Origin of the sequence: Microbacterium resistens (genome assembly GCF_031456305.1) — a bacterium.
In the GTDB taxonomy this organism is placed as follows: Bacteria; Actinomycetota; Actinomycetes; order Actinomycetales; family Microbacteriaceae; genus Microbacterium; species Microbacterium resistens_A.
The window spans coordinates 1-18,931 of sequence record NZ_JAVDUM010000006.1 but is presented as its reverse complement, the minus strand read 5'-3'; the positions used below and the strand labels follow the sequence as shown (position 1 = coordinate 18,931).

The following is an 18,931-nucleotide window of genomic DNA, read 5'->3' as shown; positions in this document are numbered from 1 at the left end:
CCGTCATCCCGCCCGTCGCCCCGTCCAAACCTCGCTCCCGTCGCGAAATCTGCCGCCCGCGGGCCGATCCGACGGCAGATTTCGCGACGGGAGGGGACAGCGAGTGAGGCGCAGCGGCTAGGATCGTCGGACACCGGGATGCGCCCGGGGATCCGAGGGAAGGAGCGACCGATGGACATCGTCTTTGTCGCGCCCCTCGCCGACCCCCTTCACTGAGGCCGCCTCCGAACCGAGCGGCCTCCGAAACCCGGAGCTTCCACTCGTGACACCTCTCCCCGCGTCCTCGGACGCGTCCTCCTTCCCGATCCTCCCTTCGACCACCGACCCGAGGCCCAACACCGACCTCGACACCGACACCAGCAGCACCAACGCTGGCCCTGGCCCTGACCTCGGCCCTGACCTCGGCACCGGCACCGGCACCGGCACCGAGGGTCTCGCCTTCGCCGATGTGGAGCTCGCGGCGGAGGGGCAGCGCTGGTCGACCTGGCCGGCGACGACCCCGACCGAACGCGGCCCCGAGCCGCGACCCGACTGGGTGGTGACCTCGGCCGGAGCGATCGACACCGAGCTCGGCATCCTCAAGAGCGGCAAGGAGGCCGACGTCTTCCTCCTCGAACGCGCCGTCCCCGGGGACCCCTCCCAGCGCTCGCTCCTCGCGGCCAAGCGCTACCGGAGCTCCGAGCACAGGAGCTTCCACCGCTCCGCCGTCTACACCGAGGGGCGCAGGACCCGGAACTCCCGCGACGCGCGGGCGATGGCGAGGAAGAGCACCCACGGACGCGAGGTCGCCGCCGCGCAGTGGTCGTTCGCCGAGTTCGCCGCCCTCCGCCGGATGTGGGAGCTCGGAGCGCCCGTCCCCTATCCCGTGCAGGTGAGCGGGACGGAGGTGCTCATGGAGTTCGTCGGCGACGCCACGGGCGCAGCGCCCCGACTCGCCCAGGTCCGGCACGATCCGGAGATGCTCGCGGACTGCTTCGCGCAGGTGGTCGAGATCATGCGGATCTTCGCCCGCGCCGGACTCGCCCACGGCGACCTCTCGCCGTACAACCTGCTCGTCCACCACGGACGCGTGGTGGTGATCGACCTGCCCCAGATCGTCGACACCGTCGCGAACCCCCAGGGTCTGGACCTGCTGCACCGGGACTGCGTGAACGTGTGCGACTGGTTCGGCAGACACCGGGTCGACTGCGACGCCGAGGAGCTCTTCGCAGAGCTCGTCGCCGAGGCCTTCGGCTGATCGCCCGACCTCAGGCCGACCTCAGGCCGTGAGCGCGTCGAGCAGCCGGTCGAGTGGCCCCGGCAGCTCGTCCGGCTGCAGGGCGGCGATCACGTCGGCCGCGAAACGGACCTTGCGCCCGCTCGCCGTCCCCGCGAAGCGGTGCAGCTGCGCGTCGAGGGGACGGTCGCGCTGCGCCGGCTGCCCCTGGAAGACGCGGAAGAGCGCCAGCTCGGATCGGTCGCGCAGGGTCCGCAGCACGAGCTCGGCGCCGGCCGCGCGGATCGCCTCGTCCTCCAGATCGCGGTCGCAGCCGAAGAAGCCGATCGCCTCCAGCGCCGCCTCCTCTCCCCGATCGCCCGACCCGGGAGAGGGGTCTCGGCCGACCGCGGCGAGCGCGCCGAGGACGTAGCGCCGCTCCGCCGTGTCGTAGAGGCCGAGGACGGGGCGCCCGGAGAGCCGCGGAGATTCGAGCGCGCTCCGGAGGTTCGTGATCCCGCCGAGCACGATCCGTTCCGCCTCGACGACGACTCCGCGCACGCGCGCGGCGGCATCGAGCGCGCGGCGGTCGCTCTCCCCCTCCACCAGCACGACCGCGGACATGCCCCGACGCTATCGCGCCCGTCTCGAGGATGTCAGGCCCAAGGACGTCAGGCCCAAGGACGTCAGGCGCGAGGGAGCAGCTCCGCCTCGACGGGACGCGCCGCCGGGCCCGGGATCCGCTCCCGGACGGGGGCGTCCACCGCCCCTCGCTGCCGGAGGCGGCGCGGCGAGGGAAGGCCCTCCCGGGAGAGGGCGATGCGGAGCGTGCCGGCGTCGGCGAACCCGGAGTGCCGTGCGATCTGATCCAGCGACAGCAGATCGTCGTAGCCGGGATCCTTGAGCATCGACAGCGCCAGCTGGACCCGCGCCTGGCGGAGCGATGCCCGAGGCGTGGCACCGCGGGCCGCGAACGCCCGCTGCAGCTGCCGGGCGGAGACCGCGAGATCGGTCGCCATGGTGGTGACGGTGTACGACGGGCTCGACGCGTTCAGGAAGATCAGGGACCGCGCCCGCTCGTACAGGCTCCCCCGCCGTCCGGTGCGGCGCACGACATCCGTCGATTCCAGGATGAAGCCCCACACGCTCTCGATCAGGAGGTTCTCGAGGACGTACTTGCCGACCGGAGAGGTGACGACCGTCTGGGGCGCGCGGCTCAGGACGTCGACGAGCGCACGCAGCCCCTGGGTCAGATCCGTCTCCACGATCGCGCGCGGCACGGCGAAGTCCTGCCCCGCCAGCTCGATGATCGCCTGCCGCGGGAGCCAGAGCATCGTGCAGGCGCCGGCATCGGCCCAGGTGACGAGCTCGCTGCGCCCGTCCATCAGGAAGAACGGCGCCGTCACGGTCGCGTCGTCGCCGCCGAGCCTGGCCGGGACGCCGCCCGGGAGCACGAGGGCGAGAAGCCCGTCGGACGCCTCGCCGCCCCACTCCCACGTCGTCGACGCGTCCCAGGACACATGTCCGATGAGGACGCTCTTCCATTGCCGTGCCAGCACGATCCGCGTCCGCGACCGCGCCTCTTTGCCGAAGCGGACCGCCAACGATGAAACAGTGAAATCCATGAAGCCCCCTGCCCTGCGAGCAGTGCCGATCGGAGGCCAGGGGAGGCACTCCGATCGGCACTGAGGAGGGCATGATTCAGATGCCGTCTCCGCGGTGCGGCCCGTCGCCCGTTCGGGTGGCGAGGGGACGCGAGCCGGCTCTCAGAGACCGGCTCCGCCGATGGCATCGACCATACTGATCCGCGGAGGCGCTCCCGGTGGGGGCAGCCAGGGAGAGCCTCCGCCGCCTCTGCGTCAGTCGCAGGCGTTGGCAGCCAGGACCTGGTTGCCGATCGTGCCGACGTTGTTGCCGTTGTTGGCGTCCGCCCAGTTCCCGGTCGCGGTGAGGGTGAGGTCCGGGGTGATGGTGCCGGCCGCGCTGGAGATCGCCGCGCCGAAGAGCGGGATCGAGATGAGCGCCTGCCAGGCGTCGTTGTCAGTCGGGCTCGGCGGCGTGATGCCCCCGAGGTAGCCCCAGCCGGTCTCCGAGCACGAGGGCATGTTCGTGAGGGTCAGCGTGCGGTTCAGCGTGAAGGTGACGTTCACCCGCAGCTTCCGGCCGAACCCGCTGCCGACCACCTGCGGCGTGACGCTGAAGTTCAGGAAGTCGCCGATGCTCGCCGGTGCCAGCCAGAGCGGCCCGTTGATGTGGGGGCCGTAGCCGGCCAGCGTCGCGGGGATGACAAGCGCGCCGACGAGGGCGGTCGCGTAGGCGAACGCCCAGGCGATGAACGGAGCGGAAAGGATGACGCCACCGGCGGGCGCGACGGTCCACGCGGCGTAGAGGAGGCCGCCGAGGTCGGGGATCTCGATGTACCAGTTGCCCTTTGCCGACTCGGTGATCGTCAGCGGGCTCGTGGGCGTGGTGTAGAGGCAGCAGCCGTTGGCGTCCTTGGGTCCGGCCGCGGTGACCGTGAAGCCCGGGAGCGCGCGTCCGGCGCCCCAGAAGTCGATCATGCAGCCACCGGTGATTCCGATGTCCCAGGGCTGGGTCGGCGTCGGACAGTTCACGCTCGCCGAGGCCATCGGGAGCGCGGACGCCGCGGCGATCACGGGAAGGGACCAGGCGGCTCCCTTGACGAGCGATCGGCGGTCGATGCCCTTGGGCGCCGTGGTCTGTTCGTTGTTCACGTTTGTTTCTCTCTTCGTCTTGACGGATGTTCGAGGGCATCTCGTCCGAGACTGCGCCCTCCCCGAGAAGCCATCCTTGGGCTCTCGCGGCGAGCGCCACCAGCCGAATGTCGCGTATCGCCTGCAATCTGGCGGCTACATCGCGAACGACTCTCCGACGCCTCGCCGAGCCCCCTTTGGACTGAGGGATACCCCGTAGTGGATACCCCTTATGCCGCTCCGTCCCGAGGAAAGGGCGCGGGGAGGACGAGGCGAGACCGGGCGGACGATGTCGACATCGTTGACGACGCCGAGGGTGCGTCCACGATGTCGTCAAGGGACCGAGGGTTGACCTCGCTCCCTCACCCCGCGTACCATTCATCCGTAATACGGAAATTCTCTTCCGCATGATGAACCACCGCCTCGATCGACGAAGACGAGAGGAACGGCCCATGGCGAGGAAGCAGGCCACCCCCACGACCGCCGCGCGCCGGCCCGAGGACGAGAGGCTCGGCATCGGGCCGACCTTCGCCTACGGCCTCCAGCACGTGCTGACGATGTACGGCGGCATCATCGCGCCACCGCTCGTCATGGGGCAGGCGGGAGGGCTGTCGCAGGGCGAGATCGGCATGCTCGTCGCCTGCGCCCTGTTCATCGGCGGGCTCGCCACCATCCTGCAGACGATCGGCCTGCCGTTCTTCGGCTCCCGCCTCCCGCTCGTGCAGGGGGTGTCGTTCTCGGGCATCGCGACGATGCTCGCGATCCAGAGCAGCGGCGGGATCACCGCGGTCTTCGGCGCGGTGATCGTCGCCTCGCTGATCGGCCTCATCGTCGCCCCCGCCTTCGCGATGATCGTGCGCTTCTTCCCTCCGGTCGTCACGGGTGCGGTCATCACCTCGATCGGCCTCTCGCTCCTCCCCGTCGCCGCCGGGTGGGCGATGGGCGGGGACGCGAAGGCCGCGGACTACGGCTCCGTCCCGAATCTGGGCCTCGCCGCGGCGACCCTCCTCCTCGTCATCCTGCTCACCAAGTTCGGGACGCCGGCCATCGCGCGGCTGAGCATCCTCGCCTCGCTGCTCATCGGCACGCTGCTCGCGGTCGCCGTCGGCGCCGCGGACTTCTCCTCGGTCGGCGACGGGCCGATCTTCGCACCGCCGACGCCCTTCGCGTTCGGGATGCCGACCTTCGACATCGCCGCGATCATCTCGATGGTGATCGTGATCCTCGTGACCTTCACGGAGACCACCGCCGACATCCTCGCGGTCGGCGAGGTCGTGGGGTCCAAGGTCGACTCGAAGCGGATCGCTGCGGGCCTGCGGGCGGACATGCTCTCCAGCGCCGTCTCCCCCGTCTTCAACTCCTTCACCCAGAGCGCCTTCGCGCAGAATGTCGGGCTCGTCGCCATCACCGGGGTCAAGAGCCGGTTCGTCGTCGCCGCCGGCGGCGTGATCCTGGTCGTCCTCGGCGTCCTCCCGGTGCTCGGCCGCGTCGTCGCCGCGATCCCGTCGCCGGTGCTCGGTGGGGTGGGGATCGTGCTGTTCGGGACGGTCGCGGCCAGCGGGATCTCCACGCTGTCGAAGGTCGACTACCGCAACAACCTCAACCTGATCATCGTCGCCGTGTCTCTGGGCTTCGGCTTGCTCCCGCTAGTCCAGCCCGCCATCTACGACGGCTTCCCGGACTGGTTCACCGTGATCTTCCACTCGGCGATCAGCTCGACGACGATCATGGCGATCCTGTTGAACATCGTGTTCAACCACCTGGTCCGCCGCTCCAACACCCGCGGCGACCGGAGCGTCTTCGTCGCGGCGGCAGGGCGCTCCGTACCGGAGGACGTGGTCGGCGCTCTGGAGGACGGCGACTACTTCGTCGGCGGGAAGCTCATCGACGCCGGCGGCACCGAGGTGCCGATCGTGCCGACGGGCACCATCGCGGTCCAGACGGATCCCGCCTCCGGGGACGAAGGCGGCGTGCAGGAGGACCGGCGCGCCGCTACCTGACGTTCACCCGGCGCGACCAGACTTCGAGCATGACGACGCCCGAGCGGCCGGCCGACGGCCCCGCCGACCCGCAGCCGCCGGCGACGGCCACGAGCGGGGCGGTGGCCGTGGTCGGCCTCGAGCTCCGCGGGGACGAGCCGGCCTCCCGGAAGCAGATCTACTCCTGGGCGCTCTGGGACTGGGCGACGCAGCCGTTCAACACCGTCATCCTGACGTTCATCTTCACCGCGCTGTACCTCACCACCGACGCCTTCCTCCCGCCCGCGGTCGCCGCCCTCGACGACGCCGACCCGGTGAAGGAGGCGGCGATCGCCGACCTCACCAGCGGGCTGGGACTGGGCTCCACGATCGCGGGCCTTGCGATCCTGGCGCTCGCCCCCGTGCTCGGCCAGCGCGCGGACGCGGCGGGCCGGCAGAAACTCTGGCTCGGGATCGGCACCGCCGCGCTCGTCGCGTGCATGCTCGGGCTGTGGTTCGTGGAGCCGGCTCCCACCCTGTTCTGGCTGGGCGTCGCGCTCATCTCCGCCGGCGCCGTGTTCGGGGAGATCGCGGCGGTCAACTCCAACGCGATGCTCATCGGCATCGCCTCGCCGCGCACGGTCGGCCGGATCTCGGGTCTCGGCTGGGGCTTCGGCTACCTCGGCGGCATCGTCGCCCTCGTGATCGTGATCGTCTTCTACGCCTCCGGCTGGTTCGGACTGCCGGAGGAGGGCGGGCTCCCCTTCCGCCTCATCGCGGTGGGCTGCGCGGTCTGGGCGATCGTCTTCTCCATCCCGATCTTCCTCAACGTGCCGGAGCCCTCGCTCGGCCGTCCCGAGCGGCGGGTGGGCTTCTTCGCGTCCTATGCGGTGCTGGTGAAGGACATCGTGGGCCTCTACCGCGACCCGAGCACCCGCCCGACGTTCTGGTTCCTGCTCTCCAGCGCCGTCTTCCGCGACGGCCTGGCCGGGGTGTTCACGTTCGGCGCGGTCATCGCCAGGACCGTGTTCCACTTCGAGTTCATGGAGCTCGTCCTCTTCGGGGTCGCGGCGAACCTGATCGCCGGCGTGTCCACCATCATCGCCGGCCGCTTCGACGACAGGTTCGGCCCGAAGCGCGTCATCCTCGTCTCGCTCGCCGCGATGGTCGTCGCCGGCACCGCGGTGTTCCTCCTCGTGGACGCGGGCAAGGCGGTGTTCTGGGTCGGGGGTCTGGTGCTCTGCGGCTTCGTCGGCCCCGCGCAGTCGGCGGCCCGCTCCTTCCTGGCGCGCGTGACCCCGGCGGGGCGGGAGGGCGAGATCTTCGGCCTCTATGCGACGACGGGCCGAGCCGCCAGCTGGATGGCCTCCGGCGCCTGGACCCTGCTCATCGCGGCGACGAGCGCAACGGCCTTCGGCATCGTCGGGATCATCCTGGTCCTGCTGGTCGGCTTCCTCCTTCTCCTGCCGGTGCGCGAGCGGGTGGCCTGACCCCGGCCAGCGCCCTCCGGCCGGTGGCGGCGCGTTCGGTCGGCCCGGCAGGCACATCCGTCGGCCGATCGCACCCTCGTCGGCCTAAACCATCGCATCCATCCGACAGAGTTCGATCCATCCGACGGGACGAACCGCCCAGCATGGTCGGCAGAGATGGATCGGATCCGCTTGGGCGGTCAGCCTCTCCACCCCAGGGCACACACCTGGTCGGCCGATCGCACCCTCGTCGGCCCAAACCACCGCATCCATCCGACAGAGTTCGATCCATCCGACGGAATGAACCGCCGCACGCCCAACCGGGCAAGACCAGCCCGACCAGATGAAGATGCCCACCAGGTAGACACATCCAGTCCGGCCCGGCAGGCCCTCCCGCCCCAGGCCCACACATCCGGTCGGCCGAATGCACCACCGTCGGCCCAAATCACCCCATCCATCCGACAGAGTTCAATCCATCCGACAGGATGAACCACTCGGCAAGTCCGCAGAGATGGATCGGATCCGAGCGCATGAAATGGCGACACACCCGCTTGGGCGGGCAGACTCTCCCGCCCCCAGGGCAGACACATCCGGTCGGCCAATCGCACCGCCGTCGGCCCAAATCAGCCCATCCATCCGACAGAAGTCGATCCATCCGACGGAAGTGGATCCACCCGACGGAATGAACCCGATGGAATGAACCCCGACGAGGCCGTCCGGCTCAGCCGGGCCAGTTGTCGGCGAGCTTGGTGAGCAGGCGCGCGAGCTCGGCGCGCTCCTCCGGCGACATCTCCTCCAGCGCCTGGGCGACCATCTCCCGACGCTGCCCCCGCATGCCGCGGATCAGGGCGCGCCCCTCGTCGGTGAGGACGATCCGCGTGCGGCGCGCGTCATCAGGATCGGCCTCACGGCGCACCCAGCCGCGCTCGGCACCCTGCTGCACGAGGCGGGACGCCCGCGGCTGATCGACGCCGATCGCCTCGCCGATCGCGCTGACGCTGAGCTCCCCGCCCGCGAGCGCCTCCAGCATCCGGAACACCGCCGGCGCGCCGTGCCGCCCCGCAAGGTCCCCCGCCCACGGCATGCCCGGCCGCCCGCCGCGCCCCCGACGACCCTCATCGCCATCGTGCAGATCGTGCGGGTCATGCCCCCGGCGCCCCCGATGCCCTCCCCACGGCCCCCCGGGGAACCCGTCATGGCGATCCGCATGCCGAGGGCCGTGCCCGCCGTGCCCCTCCGGATCCGGGTGCTCGTGGGGCCCGAACCGGCGGCCGCCACGACCGCGCAGCCGGGCGAGCGCGGCGGTGATCGCATCGACGGGATCGGCGTTCTCCCGCTCCGACCGTCCGGAATCCTGTGAGCTCATCCCGCAATTTTACATGTGACTTGACATGCGATTGAATCGCATGTCACACTGCATGTACATGCAACATGACAAGTAAAGGAAACACCCATGAACACCGATGACACGACACCAGAATCTCTGCCCACCACCGAGCCCGCGCCCACTCCGGGTCGCCCGTTCGGCTACTGGATCACCGCGGTCGACCGGCTGATGGCCGCCGAGCTCGCCGCCGCCTTCGATCGCGAGGGGATCACCCGCCGCGACTGGAGGCTGCTCAACCTCGTCGACGGCACCGTCCCGTCCGATCGCCCCCTGCGCGGCGGCAAGCTCCGCCGCATCGTTCAGCTCGGCTGGGTCGCCCGAGAGGGCGAGGACTGGACACTGACCGACGAGGGCCGCGCGGCCAAGGAGCGCCTCGCCACGATCGTCGACACCATCCGCGCCCGCGTGGCGTCGGCGGTCGATCCGGAGGAGTTCGCCGCGATGGCGACCGCCCTCGAGAAGATCGCCCGCGAGCTCGGCTGGCACGAGGGCACCCGGCTCCCGCGCTCCGACCGCGGACGGAGGCACCCCTTCGCCGGACGCCCCGAGCACGACCGCGGCCACGATCCCCGCACGCACGGAGAGCGCGGCCAGGAGCACGACCACGAGCACGGCTTCCACAGGCACGGCCCCCATGGGCACGGTCGTTGCGGGCAGGACCGTCGCGGGCGCGACGCCTTCGACGGACACCGGCACGAGCAGGACCACCGCGGGCACCGCGAGCAGGACCGCCGCGGATACGACGTCCCCCGCGGGGATCGTCAGGAGCACCCGGACCGACAGGGGCACCACCGCCCGGGGCCCGCAGCGGGCTGGGGCCACCGCGGCCGCCCGATCCACATCCACCTGCGCGGCTGAGCGTGCCGCGTAACCGCCCGGCGCCCGTCTCGACCCTCGCGGCCGGGCGGGCGCCGGCCTGTCCCTGGCCACCCGCCTCCGGCCAGTCACTTCCGTCATGCACCTCTCCACGCACATCCCCCGACGCACATCCACGGCGCCACCCGACCCGGTCGGAGGGCATCGCGCGTCGCCGGAAGCACCGCACCGGAATAGCGGGAGACGCGATCCGGTTCTGTTCTCCATGAGCGCAATCGCCCCGCCCGCCCCAGCGCCCGCCCGCGCGCAGGACGAGCGGACGGGCGAAGCCATCGAGAAGCTCCTCTCCGCCGTCGATGTCCGGATCCGGCGACAGCAGCGGATCACCACGCGGGAGCAGGAGATCCTTGCCGTCCCCGCCCGCGCGGTCACCCTGATCTACGTGATCGCCGGGATCGTACGGGTCGAACACGGACTCGGGACCTCCTGCACCGTGCCCGGCCGTGAAGAGGTCCGTCCACCGTCCTCCGCGGCATCCCTCTCGATCTTCACCGCCGGCGATGTCCTGCTCTCCGCAGGGCGACGCGCGATCTCCGTGCATGCATCGCCGGGGGCCACGGTGCTGATGTCGACCCTGGATCTCGCCGACGCCGCCGCGCACGTGGCTGATCTGCTCCCCGACCTCGCGAACGTCCGCGGCTTCTCGGTGCTGGAGCCGGCGGCCGCCGCGCTCGCCGAGCACATGGGCATCGATCGCGAGGCGGCCGAGGTTCCCGAACGACGCGGCGACGAGGTGATCTGCCGGACGATGGCCAGAACAGTGCTGCTGTCGGCCATCCGCGCGTGGTCCGCCAACGGCTGCGCACCGGTCGGCTGGCCGTCGGTGTCGAACGATCCGTATCTGGATCGGGTCGTGGACGCGATCCACGCCGAACCCGGCCGGGACTGGTCGGTGGAGGGACTGGCCGCCGTCGGCGCCATGTCGCGCTCAGTCTTCGCCGAGCGCTTCCGCACGGCCCTCGGCCGCTCGCCCCTGGGCTACGTCGCGGAGGTCCGCATGCGTTCGGCGCAGGAGCTCCTGCGCCGGGGCCTGGGCGTGAGCGCGGTGTCGCGCGAGCTCGGATACTCCTCGGACGAGGGCTTCAGCCGCGCCTTCCGCCGGCACACCGGGATGACCCCGAGCGCCTGGCGAACCTCCCGCGCCTGACCCCGCGCCTCCGCCGCTTCAGCTCGGCTCAATGCGCTCCTGTCGGATCGATGCACTCCTGTCGGATCGATCGGGGCATTCGGTCCGACAGGAGTGGATCGATCCTTCCCTGCACAGACCCGGCGGAAGGCCCGCCCCGCGCCGTCGACCTGGTCGCCGCGTCGGGCAGACGCACCTGCGCCGGACCGATCAGCACATCCGGGCCGACAGAAGTGGATCGGTCCGACCTGATGGAGCGGCCCCAGCCCCGATCAGCGGGCGCGATTGGCGAGGCCGAACAGCGCCGCCCCGACGACCAGGGTGACCGCGCCGACCAGGTAGACGGTGACGATGCCGACCCCGTCCACCAGGACTCCGCCCACCCCGGCGGCGATCGTGATCGCGGCCTGGAACCCGACGACGATGATGCTGCCGCCCGCCTCGAGCCGGTCCGGCAGCCGGTGCCCGACCCAGGTGTTGACGATCAGCAGCCAGGAGGAGAAGAAGAAGCCCCAGACGACGGTGACGGCGCCGATCGCCCACACGGAGCCCGACCCGACGAGCATCAGCAGGATCATCACCGCGATCACGACCGGCGAGACGACGGCGAACACGCGGTACGTGCGGTCGATGATCACGCCGATCACGAGGTTCCCGAAGAAGCCGCCGAGGCCGAACAGCGCGAGCAGCAGGATCACCGTGCCGGCGTCGACCCCCTCCACCCGGTCCAGCGACAGCCGGATGTAGGTGTAGGCGAGGAAGTGCCCGAGCACCACGAGGATGTGCCCGCCGAGACCGAGTCCGATGCCGGGCCGCCGCGCCGTCTCGACCAGGACCGACAGCTTCGCCGCGTTCTCGGCCGGCACGGTGGGCAGCAGGACCCGGAGCAGGACGGCGAGGACCGCGGTGGCGACCGCGGCGATGCCGAAGACGCTGCGCCAGTCCAGCACCTCGCTGATCATGACGCCGATCGGCACGCCCGCGACGGTCGCGAGCGACAGGCCGGCCGTCGTGAACATCACGGCACGGCCCAGGCGCTCGGGGCCCGCGATCCGCGCGGCGACGGTGATCGACATGGTCCAGAATCCGGAGATCGCGGCGCCCAGCAGCACCCGCGCGAGCAGGAGCAGGGGCAGGTTCGGCGCGATCGCGACGACGGCGTTGGAGATCGTCGCCAACACCGCCATCCATACGAGGAGGGACCGACGGTCCAGACGCGGCAGCGCGAGGCCGATCGTCGGGGCGACGACGAGTCCGACGAGGGCCGTGACGGTGACCATCTGCCCGGCCTGCCCCGGCGTGACACCGACGGATCCTGCGATCTCGGTCAGCATCCCATTGGGCAGGAACTCCGCGGTGACCAGCAGAAAGCTCATCCCCATCATCGCGAGGAGAGCGCCGTAGGGGAGGCGTGATCTCGTGGAGGCTTCAGCGATGGGGACGGGCGCGGTCGTGGTCATGGTTCCAGGCTCGCGCCTCTCGCCGCTCCGCGCCCGACCGCACGTCCGCCGATTCCGACGGATCGTCCGCCAGAGCCGCTGGTCAGAGCCGCCCGTCAGATGGGGAGCGCGCTGTAGAGGAGGAAGGCCGGCTGCGCGGCGAAGTCGTCGCTCTCGATGGCGGAGGACTCCGTGAGGTACAGCCGTCCCGGCGTGTGCGCCTCCGACTGCGCGTCGGCGTGCCAGAGGACGCGGCTCACCAGCGTCCCGTCGTAGTCGTAGCGCCTGCCGGTGCCGTCCGTGAACAGCGAGGTGTCGAAGCTCGGGTCGCCGAGCCGCGTGCGCAGCGCGATGGCGGCCGCGGCGGCCGCCTCGTCGTCCGGGAACTGCAGCACCGTGAAGGTCACGCGCCCCGCCGCGGAGGAGTAGACGGTGGTCGCCGCGTCCTGCGCTCCGACCTCGGGCGCGGCGTTCGCCCAGGCGATCTCCTGCGTCCAGGAGCCCACGGATCCGCCCGCCTCGGACTCGAGCGAGGTGCAGAGCGCACTGCACCCCTCGCCGCTCGCCCGTGTCGGCGGCGCGCTGGTCGGCGTCGGGCTCGGCTCGGGATCCGATGTCGGCTCGGCGGTCTGGGCGACGGGCGCGGGCGCCGGAGCCGGCCGATCGGCGATCATCGAGACCAGTCCCGATGTGAGCAGGACGATCGTCAGGATCGCCCCGATCAGGAGGGTCGCGCAGACCGCGATGACGGTGATGACGATCGCCCTGCTGCGGCGCTTCGTCCTCAGCTCGTCGGCGCTGGGCCCGGGAGGGGCGTCATCGGTCCCGACCTGCGGGACGCTCGACGGCGGCGGAGGCGGCGGGTCGTAGACGGTCGACGGATCGTCGTCGTAGAGGCTCACGGAGCTCAGCCCCCGTGCGCGCCCACGTCGGTCGTGCCGACATCCGTGCGATGGAAGTTGAGGAACGACCGCGAGGCGGTCGGCCCGCGCTGCCCCTGGTAGCGGTTGCCGTAGGGGCCGGAGCCGTACGGGCTCTCTGCGGGCGAGGAAAGCTGGAAGAAGCACAGCTGCCCGATCTTCATCCCCGGCCAGAGCTTGATCGGCAGTGTCGCGACGTTCGCCAGCTCGAGGGTGACGTGTCCGGTGAACCCGGGGTCGATGAAGCCGGCCGTGGAGTGGGTGATGAGGCCGAGACGCCCCAGCGAGGACTTCCCCTCCAGGCGCGCGGCGATGTCGTCGGGCAGCGTGACGCGCTCGAAGGTGGCGCCGAGGGCGAACTCGCCCGGGTGCAGGATGAACGGCTCGTCGGGAGCGACCTCGATGAGCCGGGTGAGCTCCGGCTGGTCCTCGGAGGGATCGATGAACGGGTACTTGTGGTTGTCGAAGAGACGGAAGTAGCGGTCCAGGCGCACGTCGATGCTCGACGGCTGGATCATCGAGGGTTCGAACGGATCGAGACCGATCCTTCCCTCATCGAGTCCAGCGCGGATATCCCGATCGGAGAGCAGCACGGGAACAGCCTATCCGCGTCCCTGGAAGTCGTGTTCACCCACTCTCGGAGGTCGGATTCCGCGCACTCTACGGGATTGCACATAGTCACAGAGGGTCGGATTCCCTGTTCCTGCTAGAAACCGTAGAGACGGCCGCGTCGTGCCCCCGCTCTCCCCACGTCGCGCGTCTTCTTCTTCCGTACAGGCTCCGATCCTGTACGCGGACGACTTGGGGGCAACGAATGGAAAACGACATCCCGCCGACCTGGGCACGAAACGGCGCACCCCGCGGACCGCGCCCCGGCACGGCTCAGACCCTGCGGTGCCGGAGCCTCACGCTCCGCCGCATCTCGTGGCAGGACCTCGATGACGAAGGGCGCATCGCCGATCTGCCCGAAGGAGCAGGCCCCTGCTCCGCTCTCGTGCTCCCGGACGTCGAAGGTCCCGCGGTCCTCGAGGAGGGATCCGAGCGTCCGGTGACGTCCCCGCTCTTCGCCGTGGACGGGCGGGGCAGGCCCGGCGAGATCGGGCCGGGAGTCGGCACCGTGGTCTGGTTCCCCCGGAACGCGATCCGTGAGCTCGCCGGACACGACATCGCACTCCCCGACCGCATCCCGGAGACGATGCTCACGCGCACGTTCCGCTCGCTCCTCGGCGCCGTCGTCGAGGGCCTGCGGGAATCGACGCCCGCCCCGGTCTCGATGTACATCCTCGAACGCCTCCTGCTGGAGGGCATGTGGGGGCTCGTGATCGAGGCCACCGACGTCGTCCAGAGGACCGCACCGCACCGCACCCTCTTCGAGCGGGCGCAGCACCTGATCCGCGTGAACGCGACCGACCCCCGCTACACGGTCGCGACGCTCGCGACCGAGCTCGGCGTCTCCGAGCGCCATCTGCAGCGGGCGTTCTCGGGGCGCGATGTGACGCCCCGAGGGTTCCTCCGACGGGTCCGGGTCGAGCTCGCGCTCACGATGCTTCGGGATCCGGACTACGACTCCCTCACGCTGGACCAGATCGGGCAGCACTCCGGGTTCACCGATGCCACCGCGATGCGCGGCGGCTTCGCCCGGGAGAACCTGTCCACCCCGCGCCGGCTCCGCCGCGACCGCGCGGCCTGAGGCCTGCCCCGGGGCCGGTGTGGGGAGCTTCGGCCCGTTTGCCCCATCCCCACCCGCCCGGTAGGCTTGCGATGCCCGTCCCGGCACGACTCCACTCGTGCAGGACGAGTACGGGGCTGTAGCTTAATGGCAAAGCCTCTGCTTCCCAAGCAGATGACGCGGGTTCGATTCCCGTCAGCCCCTCCACATGTGACGTGCTGGCGCTGCCGTGCTCGATAGAGTGCAGCGTCGTTCGGGATATGCCCGCTGTGCCCGCAAGCTCATCAGCGGTCATCCCCGCGCCTCCTTCCAGGGGGAGGCTAGTCAACGCTCGGCGGAGCGCTCGAAGGGCAGCCCGGCAAGCGTCAGCACGCTCTTGAGCCCCTCCGGGCTGCCCGGCCAGTGATGCTCGACCGCGCTCATCCCCGCGTGGCGGATCGCGAACCTCAGCACGATGGCCACCACGACAGCGTCATCGGCGAAGCCGAGCACCGGGATGAAATCCGGCACGAGATCGAACGGCAGCAACAGATAGCCCAGCAGCCCCAGCAACCACCACCGAGCCGCTCGCGGCACCGATGGATCGGTGGCAAGCCGCTTCACCAATCGGATCACGTCGGGCACCAGTCGCATCATCGCGCGCCAGTCGACAGCGGTTCCCGTGCGCCGCTGCTGCACCCAGAGCAACCCGACCAACACCGCCCACAACAGGACGATCCCGCCGAGCACGCTGAGCAGGACGATCAGCCATTCAGGCATCGCACTCCCTCCTGCTCGTGCTCAACCATTCCACTCATGCCGGAGAGCTGGACACAAGGCTCTGAACATGTCGGAGCGCCTCGCCCTGTCGTTCGAGGGCGGCCACGCGGGTGGTGATCACCGCCTCGTGATCGCGAAGATACGTCGTGACGCAGGGATGCAGCGCCGTGCCTCCTTCGAAGCAGACGAGCACGCTGCCGACCGTCTTGAGCGGCAGCCCGGCATCCAAGAGCATCCGGATCCGCTGCACGACCGTTACGGCATCCTGGCCGAACCTTCGGTGCCCGGAGGCGGTGCGGGTGGCCTGGAGCAGTCGATGCTGCTCGTAGTACCGCAGCGCACGCACGCTCGTTCCCGTGCGCGCGGAGAGCTCACCGATACCGATCGTGGCCTGACGTCCGAGCCCCTGCTCCATGCGATGCCTCCACTGACTTGCAGGTGACGCTAGCGTCACCTCATAGCGTCGTCTCATGAGTACTCACGATGGTGAAACCTCGTCGGACCACGGATCCTTCCTGATCGGCGGCGACCTGCCCGTCAGGCGAGTCGGCTTCGGGACGATGCGCCTGACCGATGCGAGCGGAGACGGCACTCAGGCGGGAGCGCAGATCTGGAGGGCGAGCGCCGATGCCGCGGATGCGATCGCCGTTCTGCGGCGTGCCGTCGACCTCGGCGTGCAGCTCTTCGACACCGCCGACGCATATGCGCTCGGCGGGAACGAGGAGCTCATCGCCAAAGCACTGCACCCCTATCCCGATGGTGTGGTCGTCGCGACGAAGGTCGGGCTCCTCCGACCGACGCCGACCACGTGGGTCCCCCACGGCCACCCTGACTATCTGAAGCAGCAGGTCGAGCTCAGTCTGCGCAGGCTACGGGTCGACTCGATAGACCTGCTGCAGCTGCACCGTCTCGACCCGACGTACTCCATCGCCGATCAGGTCGGTGCGATGGCGGAGCTCCGGGAACAGGGGAAGATCCGGCACATCGGCCTCTCCGAAGTGACCGTTGGGGAACTGGACGAGGCGAGGCGGGTCACCCTCATCGCCGCGGTGCAGAACCGCTACAGCCTCGCCGATCGTGAGCACGACCCCGTGATCGATCACGCGGCCGACAGGGGCATCGCCTTCCTGCCGTACTTCCCGCTGGCGATCGGGGAGCTCGCTCGCACCGGCAGCACTGTCGACATCGTTGCCCGAGAGCTGGGTGTGCCGCGCTCACAGGTCGCGCTGGCGTGGCTCCTCCACCGAAACGAGAACGTCATCCCGATCCCGGGAACATCGTCGATCGCGCATCTGGAAGAGAACACAGCGGCTCAGACCGTGCGCCTCTCCACCGAGCACCTCCGACTCCTTGCATGACGGCAGGCGGCTCCGGTCACCCGCCCCGTCTCCCGCTGCCGCGCCTGCCCGGCCCGGCTTGCCTCCCGCCGCTCAGACCGTTCCGGTCGCGAAATCTGCCGTCCGCACCGCGTCCGGACGGCACTTTTTGCGACGGGACGCATGGCCCGCACCTCCGGGCCAACGCCAAACCCTTCCGGTCGCGACAAGTGCCGCTGGCCGGGCGTCCGGGCGGCACTTGTCGGGACCGGAGCGGGCCGGACAAGCGGCGCAGGAGCTGACGCCGCGAGCCGTCAGCTCCTGCGGAGCCGCTCCATCGCGGAGTCCCTGGTCTCCCGCGCGAGCCGGTCGTCGAGCGCGGCGCCCACGGGCAGCAGCGCCCGGACGATGACCGGCCCGAACAGCAAGTCGCAGACGTAGTCGATGTCGTCGACCTCGGGCACCTCGCCCCGCTCGACGCCGGCGGCGATCACCCTCGCCACATTGGCTCGACGGGGTCCGATGAACTCCGTCTCGTAGAGCGTGCGCACCGAGGCGTCGGTGCGGGCGGCGTCCAGAAGACCCGGGAGGTTGTTGCGGAGGAGGGGCGACGCGAACATCGCGATCTCCTCCCTCTGCAGGATGAGCAGGTCTTCGGCCAGCGAGCCCGTGTCCACCGGGGTCCCGGTCCCGAATCGCTTGCGAACGACCTCCAGCGCGAGGTGGGCGATGTTGGGGAAACGCCGGTAGAAGGTCGGCCTCGTGGACCCGATCTCGGTGACGAGACGGTCCACGGTGAGGGCGGAGAATCCCTCCGAGACCATGATGCGCTCGGCGGCGTGCAGGAGCGCCTCCGTGATGCCAGGCACGTACGGCCTGCCGATCTGATTACTCTGCACGCCGTAACCATAACGTGGGCGGAGGCTCCGCGCTCGCGTTTCGACAGGTGACGCCCGGTCGCCAAACCCTTCCCGTCGCGAAAAGTGCCGCCGTTCGGCCGTCCGAGCGGCACTTTTTGCGACGGGAACGGGCGGGGCGGGCGCGCAGGGCCGACGGGACGGCGCTAGGACGAGAGGCGTCGGCGCTCGTACAGGGCGATGCCGGCCGCGACCGAGACGTTCAGCGACTCGACTCCGGGCATCATCGGCACCGAGTAGCGCCGCCCGGCCATGCCGTCGAGCTCCTCGGACGCTCCGGTGCGCTCGGAGCCCATCAGGATCGCCAGGCGCCCGTCGACCTCGCCGATGGTCCGGAGCGGCGAGTCGGCATCGGCAGCGAGGCTCGCGAGGGGGATGCCCTGCTCGCGGAGGAAGGCGGCGAGCTCGGCGCCCGTGGCGAGGAGGAGCGGGATCGCGAAGGTGAGCCCGCGACTGGCGCGGATCAGGCGCCGGTCGAAGGCGGTGGTCAGCCCGCTGTCGAGGAGCACCACGCCTGCGGCGTCGAACGCGCAGGCCGAGCGGATGATCGCGCCGATGTTGCCGGCGATCCGCACTCCGTCCAGGACCACGATGTCCCCGCGGCGTGCGGCGACGTCCTGCCAGGCCGCCGGCCTCGGCGCCTTCGCCAGGGCGAAGACGCGCGTGCGCTTCTCGGCCTTGAACAGCGCTTTCGTGACGTCGTCGGCGACGATGTGGAGCGCAGCCCCGGCCCTCTCCCGCAGCTGCTCGGCCACGTCGGCCATCCCGGGCGTCGCATACAGCGCGTCGATCGAGACGCCCGCCGCGATCGCCTGCTCGATGTTCTCCTCGTCGTCGATGAGGAGCGTGCGCGGATGGGCCGAGACCGTGCGCAGGACGTCGGCGACCCGCCGGACGGCGGGGTGGCGGACGCTGTCGATGGTCGTGCCGCCGGGCTGCTCCCGACCGTCGGACACGGGCTGTCGATCGGTTCCTTGAGGCACACACCCAGCGTAGACCGCCGGTCGCCCCTCCCCGGGGCCCGGCCCGCCGCGACCTCGGCCCGGTCCGCCTTGATCCGGCCGGCATCGGCCTTCCGGTCGCGGAAAGTGGCGCGCCCCGGCGTGGGGCGCCGGCCCATTTGGGCCGGGGGCGGGGGTAACAGGGCCGGGCCCAACCCGGCCGCATCCCGGGGCCGGCGCGCGGG

18 protein-coding genes and 1 tRNA gene are annotated in these 18,931 nt (G+C 70.6%); 8 read left to right on the top strand and 11 right to left on the bottom strand.

The window, feature by feature from the left end:
* Nucleotides 1-262 precede the first annotated feature (262 nt).
* Nucleotides 263-1,237 (top strand): serine protein kinase RIO, encoded by a 975-nt coding sequence (locus tag J2Y69_RS08010; RefSeq protein WP_310019366.1) that lies wholly within the window; start codon nt 263-265, stop codon nt 1,235-1,237.
* A 21-nt stretch (nt 1,238-1,258) separates the two neighbouring features.
* On the opposite strand, the gene J2Y69_RS08005 is transcribed toward J2Y69_RS08010, so the two are convergent.
* The 3 genes from J2Y69_RS08005 to J2Y69_RS07995 all read right to left on the bottom strand — a co-directional run bounded on the left by J2Y69_RS08005 (nt 1,259) and on the right by J2Y69_RS07995 (nt 3,930).
* Nucleotides 1,259-1,819 carry an ATP-dependent endonuclease gene (locus tag J2Y69_RS08005; RefSeq protein WP_310019364.1) on the bottom strand — a complete coding sequence of 187 codons (561 nt, stop codon included), beginning with the start codon at nt 1,817-1,819 and terminating at the stop codon, nt 1,259-1,261.
* Nucleotides 1,820-1,881: 62 nt separating this feature from the next.
* Nucleotides 1,882-2,820, bottom strand: coding sequence for a helix-turn-helix domain-containing protein (locus J2Y69_RS08000; protein WP_310019362.1), 939 nt, complete (start codon nt 2,818-2,820; stop codon nt 1,882-1,884).
* Between the two features lie 234 nt (nt 2,821-3,054).
* Nucleotides 3,055-3,930 (bottom strand): hypothetical protein, encoded by an 876-nt coding sequence (locus tag J2Y69_RS07995; protein WP_310019359.1) that lies wholly within the window; start codon nt 3,928-3,930, stop codon nt 3,055-3,057.
* A 431-nt stretch (nt 3,931-4,361) separates the two neighbouring features.
* On the opposite strand from J2Y69_RS07995, the gene J2Y69_RS07990 reads away from it, so the two are divergent.
* Together J2Y69_RS07990 and J2Y69_RS07985 are read left to right on the top strand one after the other, a co-directional pair.
* Nucleotides 4,362-5,909: a nucleobase:cation symporter-2 family protein gene (locus tag J2Y69_RS07990; RefSeq protein ID WP_310019357.1), complete on the top strand. Its 1,548-nt coding sequence runs from the start codon at nt 4,362-4,364 to the stop codon at nt 5,907-5,909.
* Between the two features lie 29 nt (nt 5,910-5,938).
* Nucleotides 5,939-7,357 (top strand): MFS transporter, encoded by a 1,419-nt coding sequence (locus tag J2Y69_RS07985; RefSeq protein WP_310019355.1) that lies wholly within the window; start codon nt 5,939-5,941, stop codon nt 7,355-7,357.
* A gap of 700 nt (nt 7,358-8,057) precedes the next feature.
* Here the strand turns inward: J2Y69_RS07985 and J2Y69_RS07980 are convergent.
* Nucleotides 8,058-8,702, bottom strand: a complete 645-nt coding sequence (locus J2Y69_RS07980) for a MarR family winged helix-turn-helix transcriptional regulator (RefSeq protein WP_310019353.1) — start codon at nt 8,700-8,702, stop codon at nt 8,058-8,060.
* An 87-nt stretch (nt 8,703-8,789) separates the two neighbouring features.
* On the opposite strand from J2Y69_RS07980, the gene J2Y69_RS07975 reads away from it, so the two are divergent.
* Both J2Y69_RS07975 and J2Y69_RS07970 read left to right on the top strand, forming a co-directional pair.
* Nucleotides 8,790-9,581, top strand: a complete 792-nt coding sequence (locus tag J2Y69_RS07975; protein WP_310019351.1) for a MarR family winged helix-turn-helix transcriptional regulator — start codon at nt 8,790-8,792, stop codon at nt 9,579-9,581.
* 223 nt (nt 9,582-9,804) lie between these two features.
* Complete coding sequence (locus J2Y69_RS07970) at nt 9,805-10,746, top strand: helix-turn-helix transcriptional regulator (RefSeq protein ID WP_310019348.1); 942 nt, start codon at nt 9,805-9,807, stop codon at nt 10,744-10,746.
* 251 nt (nt 10,747-10,997) lie between these two features.
* Here the strand turns inward: J2Y69_RS07970 and J2Y69_RS07965 are convergent, their stop codons facing one another.
* The 3 genes from J2Y69_RS07965 to dcd all read right to left on the bottom strand — a co-directional run bounded on the left by J2Y69_RS07965 (nt 10,998) and on the right by dcd (nt 13,677).
* Nucleotides 10,998-12,185 carry an MFS transporter gene (locus tag J2Y69_RS07965; protein WP_310019346.1) on the bottom strand — a complete coding sequence of 396 codons (1,188 nt, stop codon included), beginning with the start codon at nt 12,183-12,185 and terminating at the stop codon, nt 10,998-11,000.
* Nucleotides 12,186-12,280: 95 nt separating this feature from the next.
* Nucleotides 12,281-13,066 (bottom strand): hypothetical protein, encoded by a 786-nt coding sequence (locus J2Y69_RS07960; protein WP_310019344.1) that lies wholly within the window; start codon nt 13,064-13,066, stop codon nt 12,281-12,283.
* 5 nt (nt 13,067-13,071) lie between these two features.
* Complete coding sequence (dcd, locus tag J2Y69_RS07955) at nt 13,072-13,677, bottom strand: dCTP deaminase (protein ID WP_310019342.1); 606 nt, start codon at nt 13,675-13,677, stop codon at nt 13,072-13,074.
* 221 nt (nt 13,678-13,898) lie between these two features.
* On the opposite strand from dcd, the gene J2Y69_RS07950 reads away from it, so the two are divergent.
* A complete protein-coding gene (locus J2Y69_RS07950; protein WP_310019340.1) occupies nt 13,899-14,774 on the top strand; it encodes an AraC family transcriptional regulator in 876 nt (291 codons plus the stop codon).
* 112 nt (nt 14,775-14,886) lie between these two features.
* Nucleotides 14,887-14,960, top strand: a tRNA-Gly gene (locus tag J2Y69_RS07945).
* Between the two features lie 117 nt (nt 14,961-15,077).
* On the opposite strand, the gene J2Y69_RS07940 is transcribed toward J2Y69_RS07945, so the two are convergent.
* Complete coding sequence (locus J2Y69_RS07940) at nt 15,078-15,512, bottom strand: YkvA family protein (protein WP_310019338.1); 435 nt, start codon at nt 15,510-15,512, stop codon at nt 15,078-15,080.
* 34 nt (nt 15,513-15,546) lie between these two features.
* Complete coding sequence (locus J2Y69_RS07935) at nt 15,547-15,927, bottom strand: MerR family transcriptional regulator (protein ID WP_310019336.1); 381 nt, start codon at nt 15,925-15,927, stop codon at nt 15,547-15,549.
* A 55-nt stretch (nt 15,928-15,982) separates the two neighbouring features.
* On the opposite strand from J2Y69_RS07935, the gene J2Y69_RS07930 reads away from it, so the two are divergent.
* Nucleotides 15,983-16,870, top strand: a complete 888-nt coding sequence (locus J2Y69_RS07930; RefSeq protein WP_310019334.1) for an aldo/keto reductase — start codon at nt 15,983-15,985, stop codon at nt 16,868-16,870.
* Between the two features lie 272 nt (nt 16,871-17,142).
* Here J2Y69_RS07930 and J2Y69_RS07925 read toward each other — a convergent pair whose 3' ends face one another.
* Nucleotides 17,143-17,727, bottom strand: a complete 585-nt coding sequence (locus J2Y69_RS07925; protein ID WP_310019332.1) for a TetR/AcrR family transcriptional regulator — start codon at nt 17,725-17,727, stop codon at nt 17,143-17,145.
* A gap of 164 nt (nt 17,728-17,891) precedes the next feature.
* Nucleotides 17,892-18,728 carry a TrmH family RNA methyltransferase gene (locus J2Y69_RS07920; protein WP_310019330.1) on the bottom strand — a complete coding sequence of 279 codons (837 nt, stop codon included), beginning with the start codon at nt 18,726-18,728 and terminating at the stop codon, nt 17,892-17,894.
* Nucleotides 18,729-18,931 lie beyond the last annotated feature (203 nt).

Bases quoted from the DNA above. Each gene is read 5' to 3' on its own strand.
- J2Y69_RS08005 (WP_310019364.1), bottom strand. From the start codon at position 1,819: ATGTCCGCGGTCGTGCTGGTGGAGGGGGAGAGCGACCGCCGCGCGCTC.
- J2Y69_RS08000 (WP_310019362.1), bottom strand. From the start codon at position 2,820: ATGGATTTCACTGTTTCATCGTTGGCGGTCCGCTTCGGCAAAGAGGCG.
- J2Y69_RS07990 (WP_310019357.1), top strand. From the start codon at position 4,362: ATGGCGAGGAAGCAGGCCACCCCCACGACCGCCGCGCGCCGGCCCGAG.
- J2Y69_RS07985 (WP_310019355.1), top strand. From the start codon at position 5,939: ATGACGACGCCCGAGCGGCCGGCCGACGGCCCCGCCGACCCGCAGCCG.
- J2Y69_RS07980 (WP_310019353.1), bottom strand. From the start codon at position 8,702: ATGAGCTCACAGGATTCCGGACGGTCGGAGCGGGAGAACGCCGATCCC.
- J2Y69_RS07975 (WP_310019351.1), top strand. From the start codon at position 8,790: ATGAACACCGATGACACGACACCAGAATCTCTGCCCACCACCGAGCCC.
- J2Y69_RS07970 (WP_310019348.1), top strand. From the start codon at position 9,805: ATGAGCGCAATCGCCCCGCCCGCCCCAGCGCCCGCCCGCGCGCAGGAC.
- J2Y69_RS07965 (WP_310019346.1), bottom strand. From the start codon at position 12,185: ATGACCACGACCGCGCCCGTCCCCATCGCTGAAGCCTCCACGAGATCA.
- J2Y69_RS07950 (WP_310019340.1), top strand. From the start codon at position 13,899: ATGGAAAACGACATCCCGCCGACCTGGGCACGAAACGGCGCACCCCGC.
- J2Y69_RS07940 (WP_310019338.1), bottom strand. From the start codon at position 15,512: ATGCCTGAATGGCTGATCGTCCTGCTCAGCGTGCTCGGCGGGATCGTC.
- J2Y69_RS07935 (WP_310019336.1), bottom strand. From the start codon at position 15,927: ATGGAGCAGGGGCTCGGACGTCAGGCCACGATCGGTATCGGTGAGCTC.
- J2Y69_RS07930 (WP_310019334.1), top strand. From the start codon at position 15,983: ATGAGTACTCACGATGGTGAAACCTCGTCGGACCACGGATCCTTCCTG.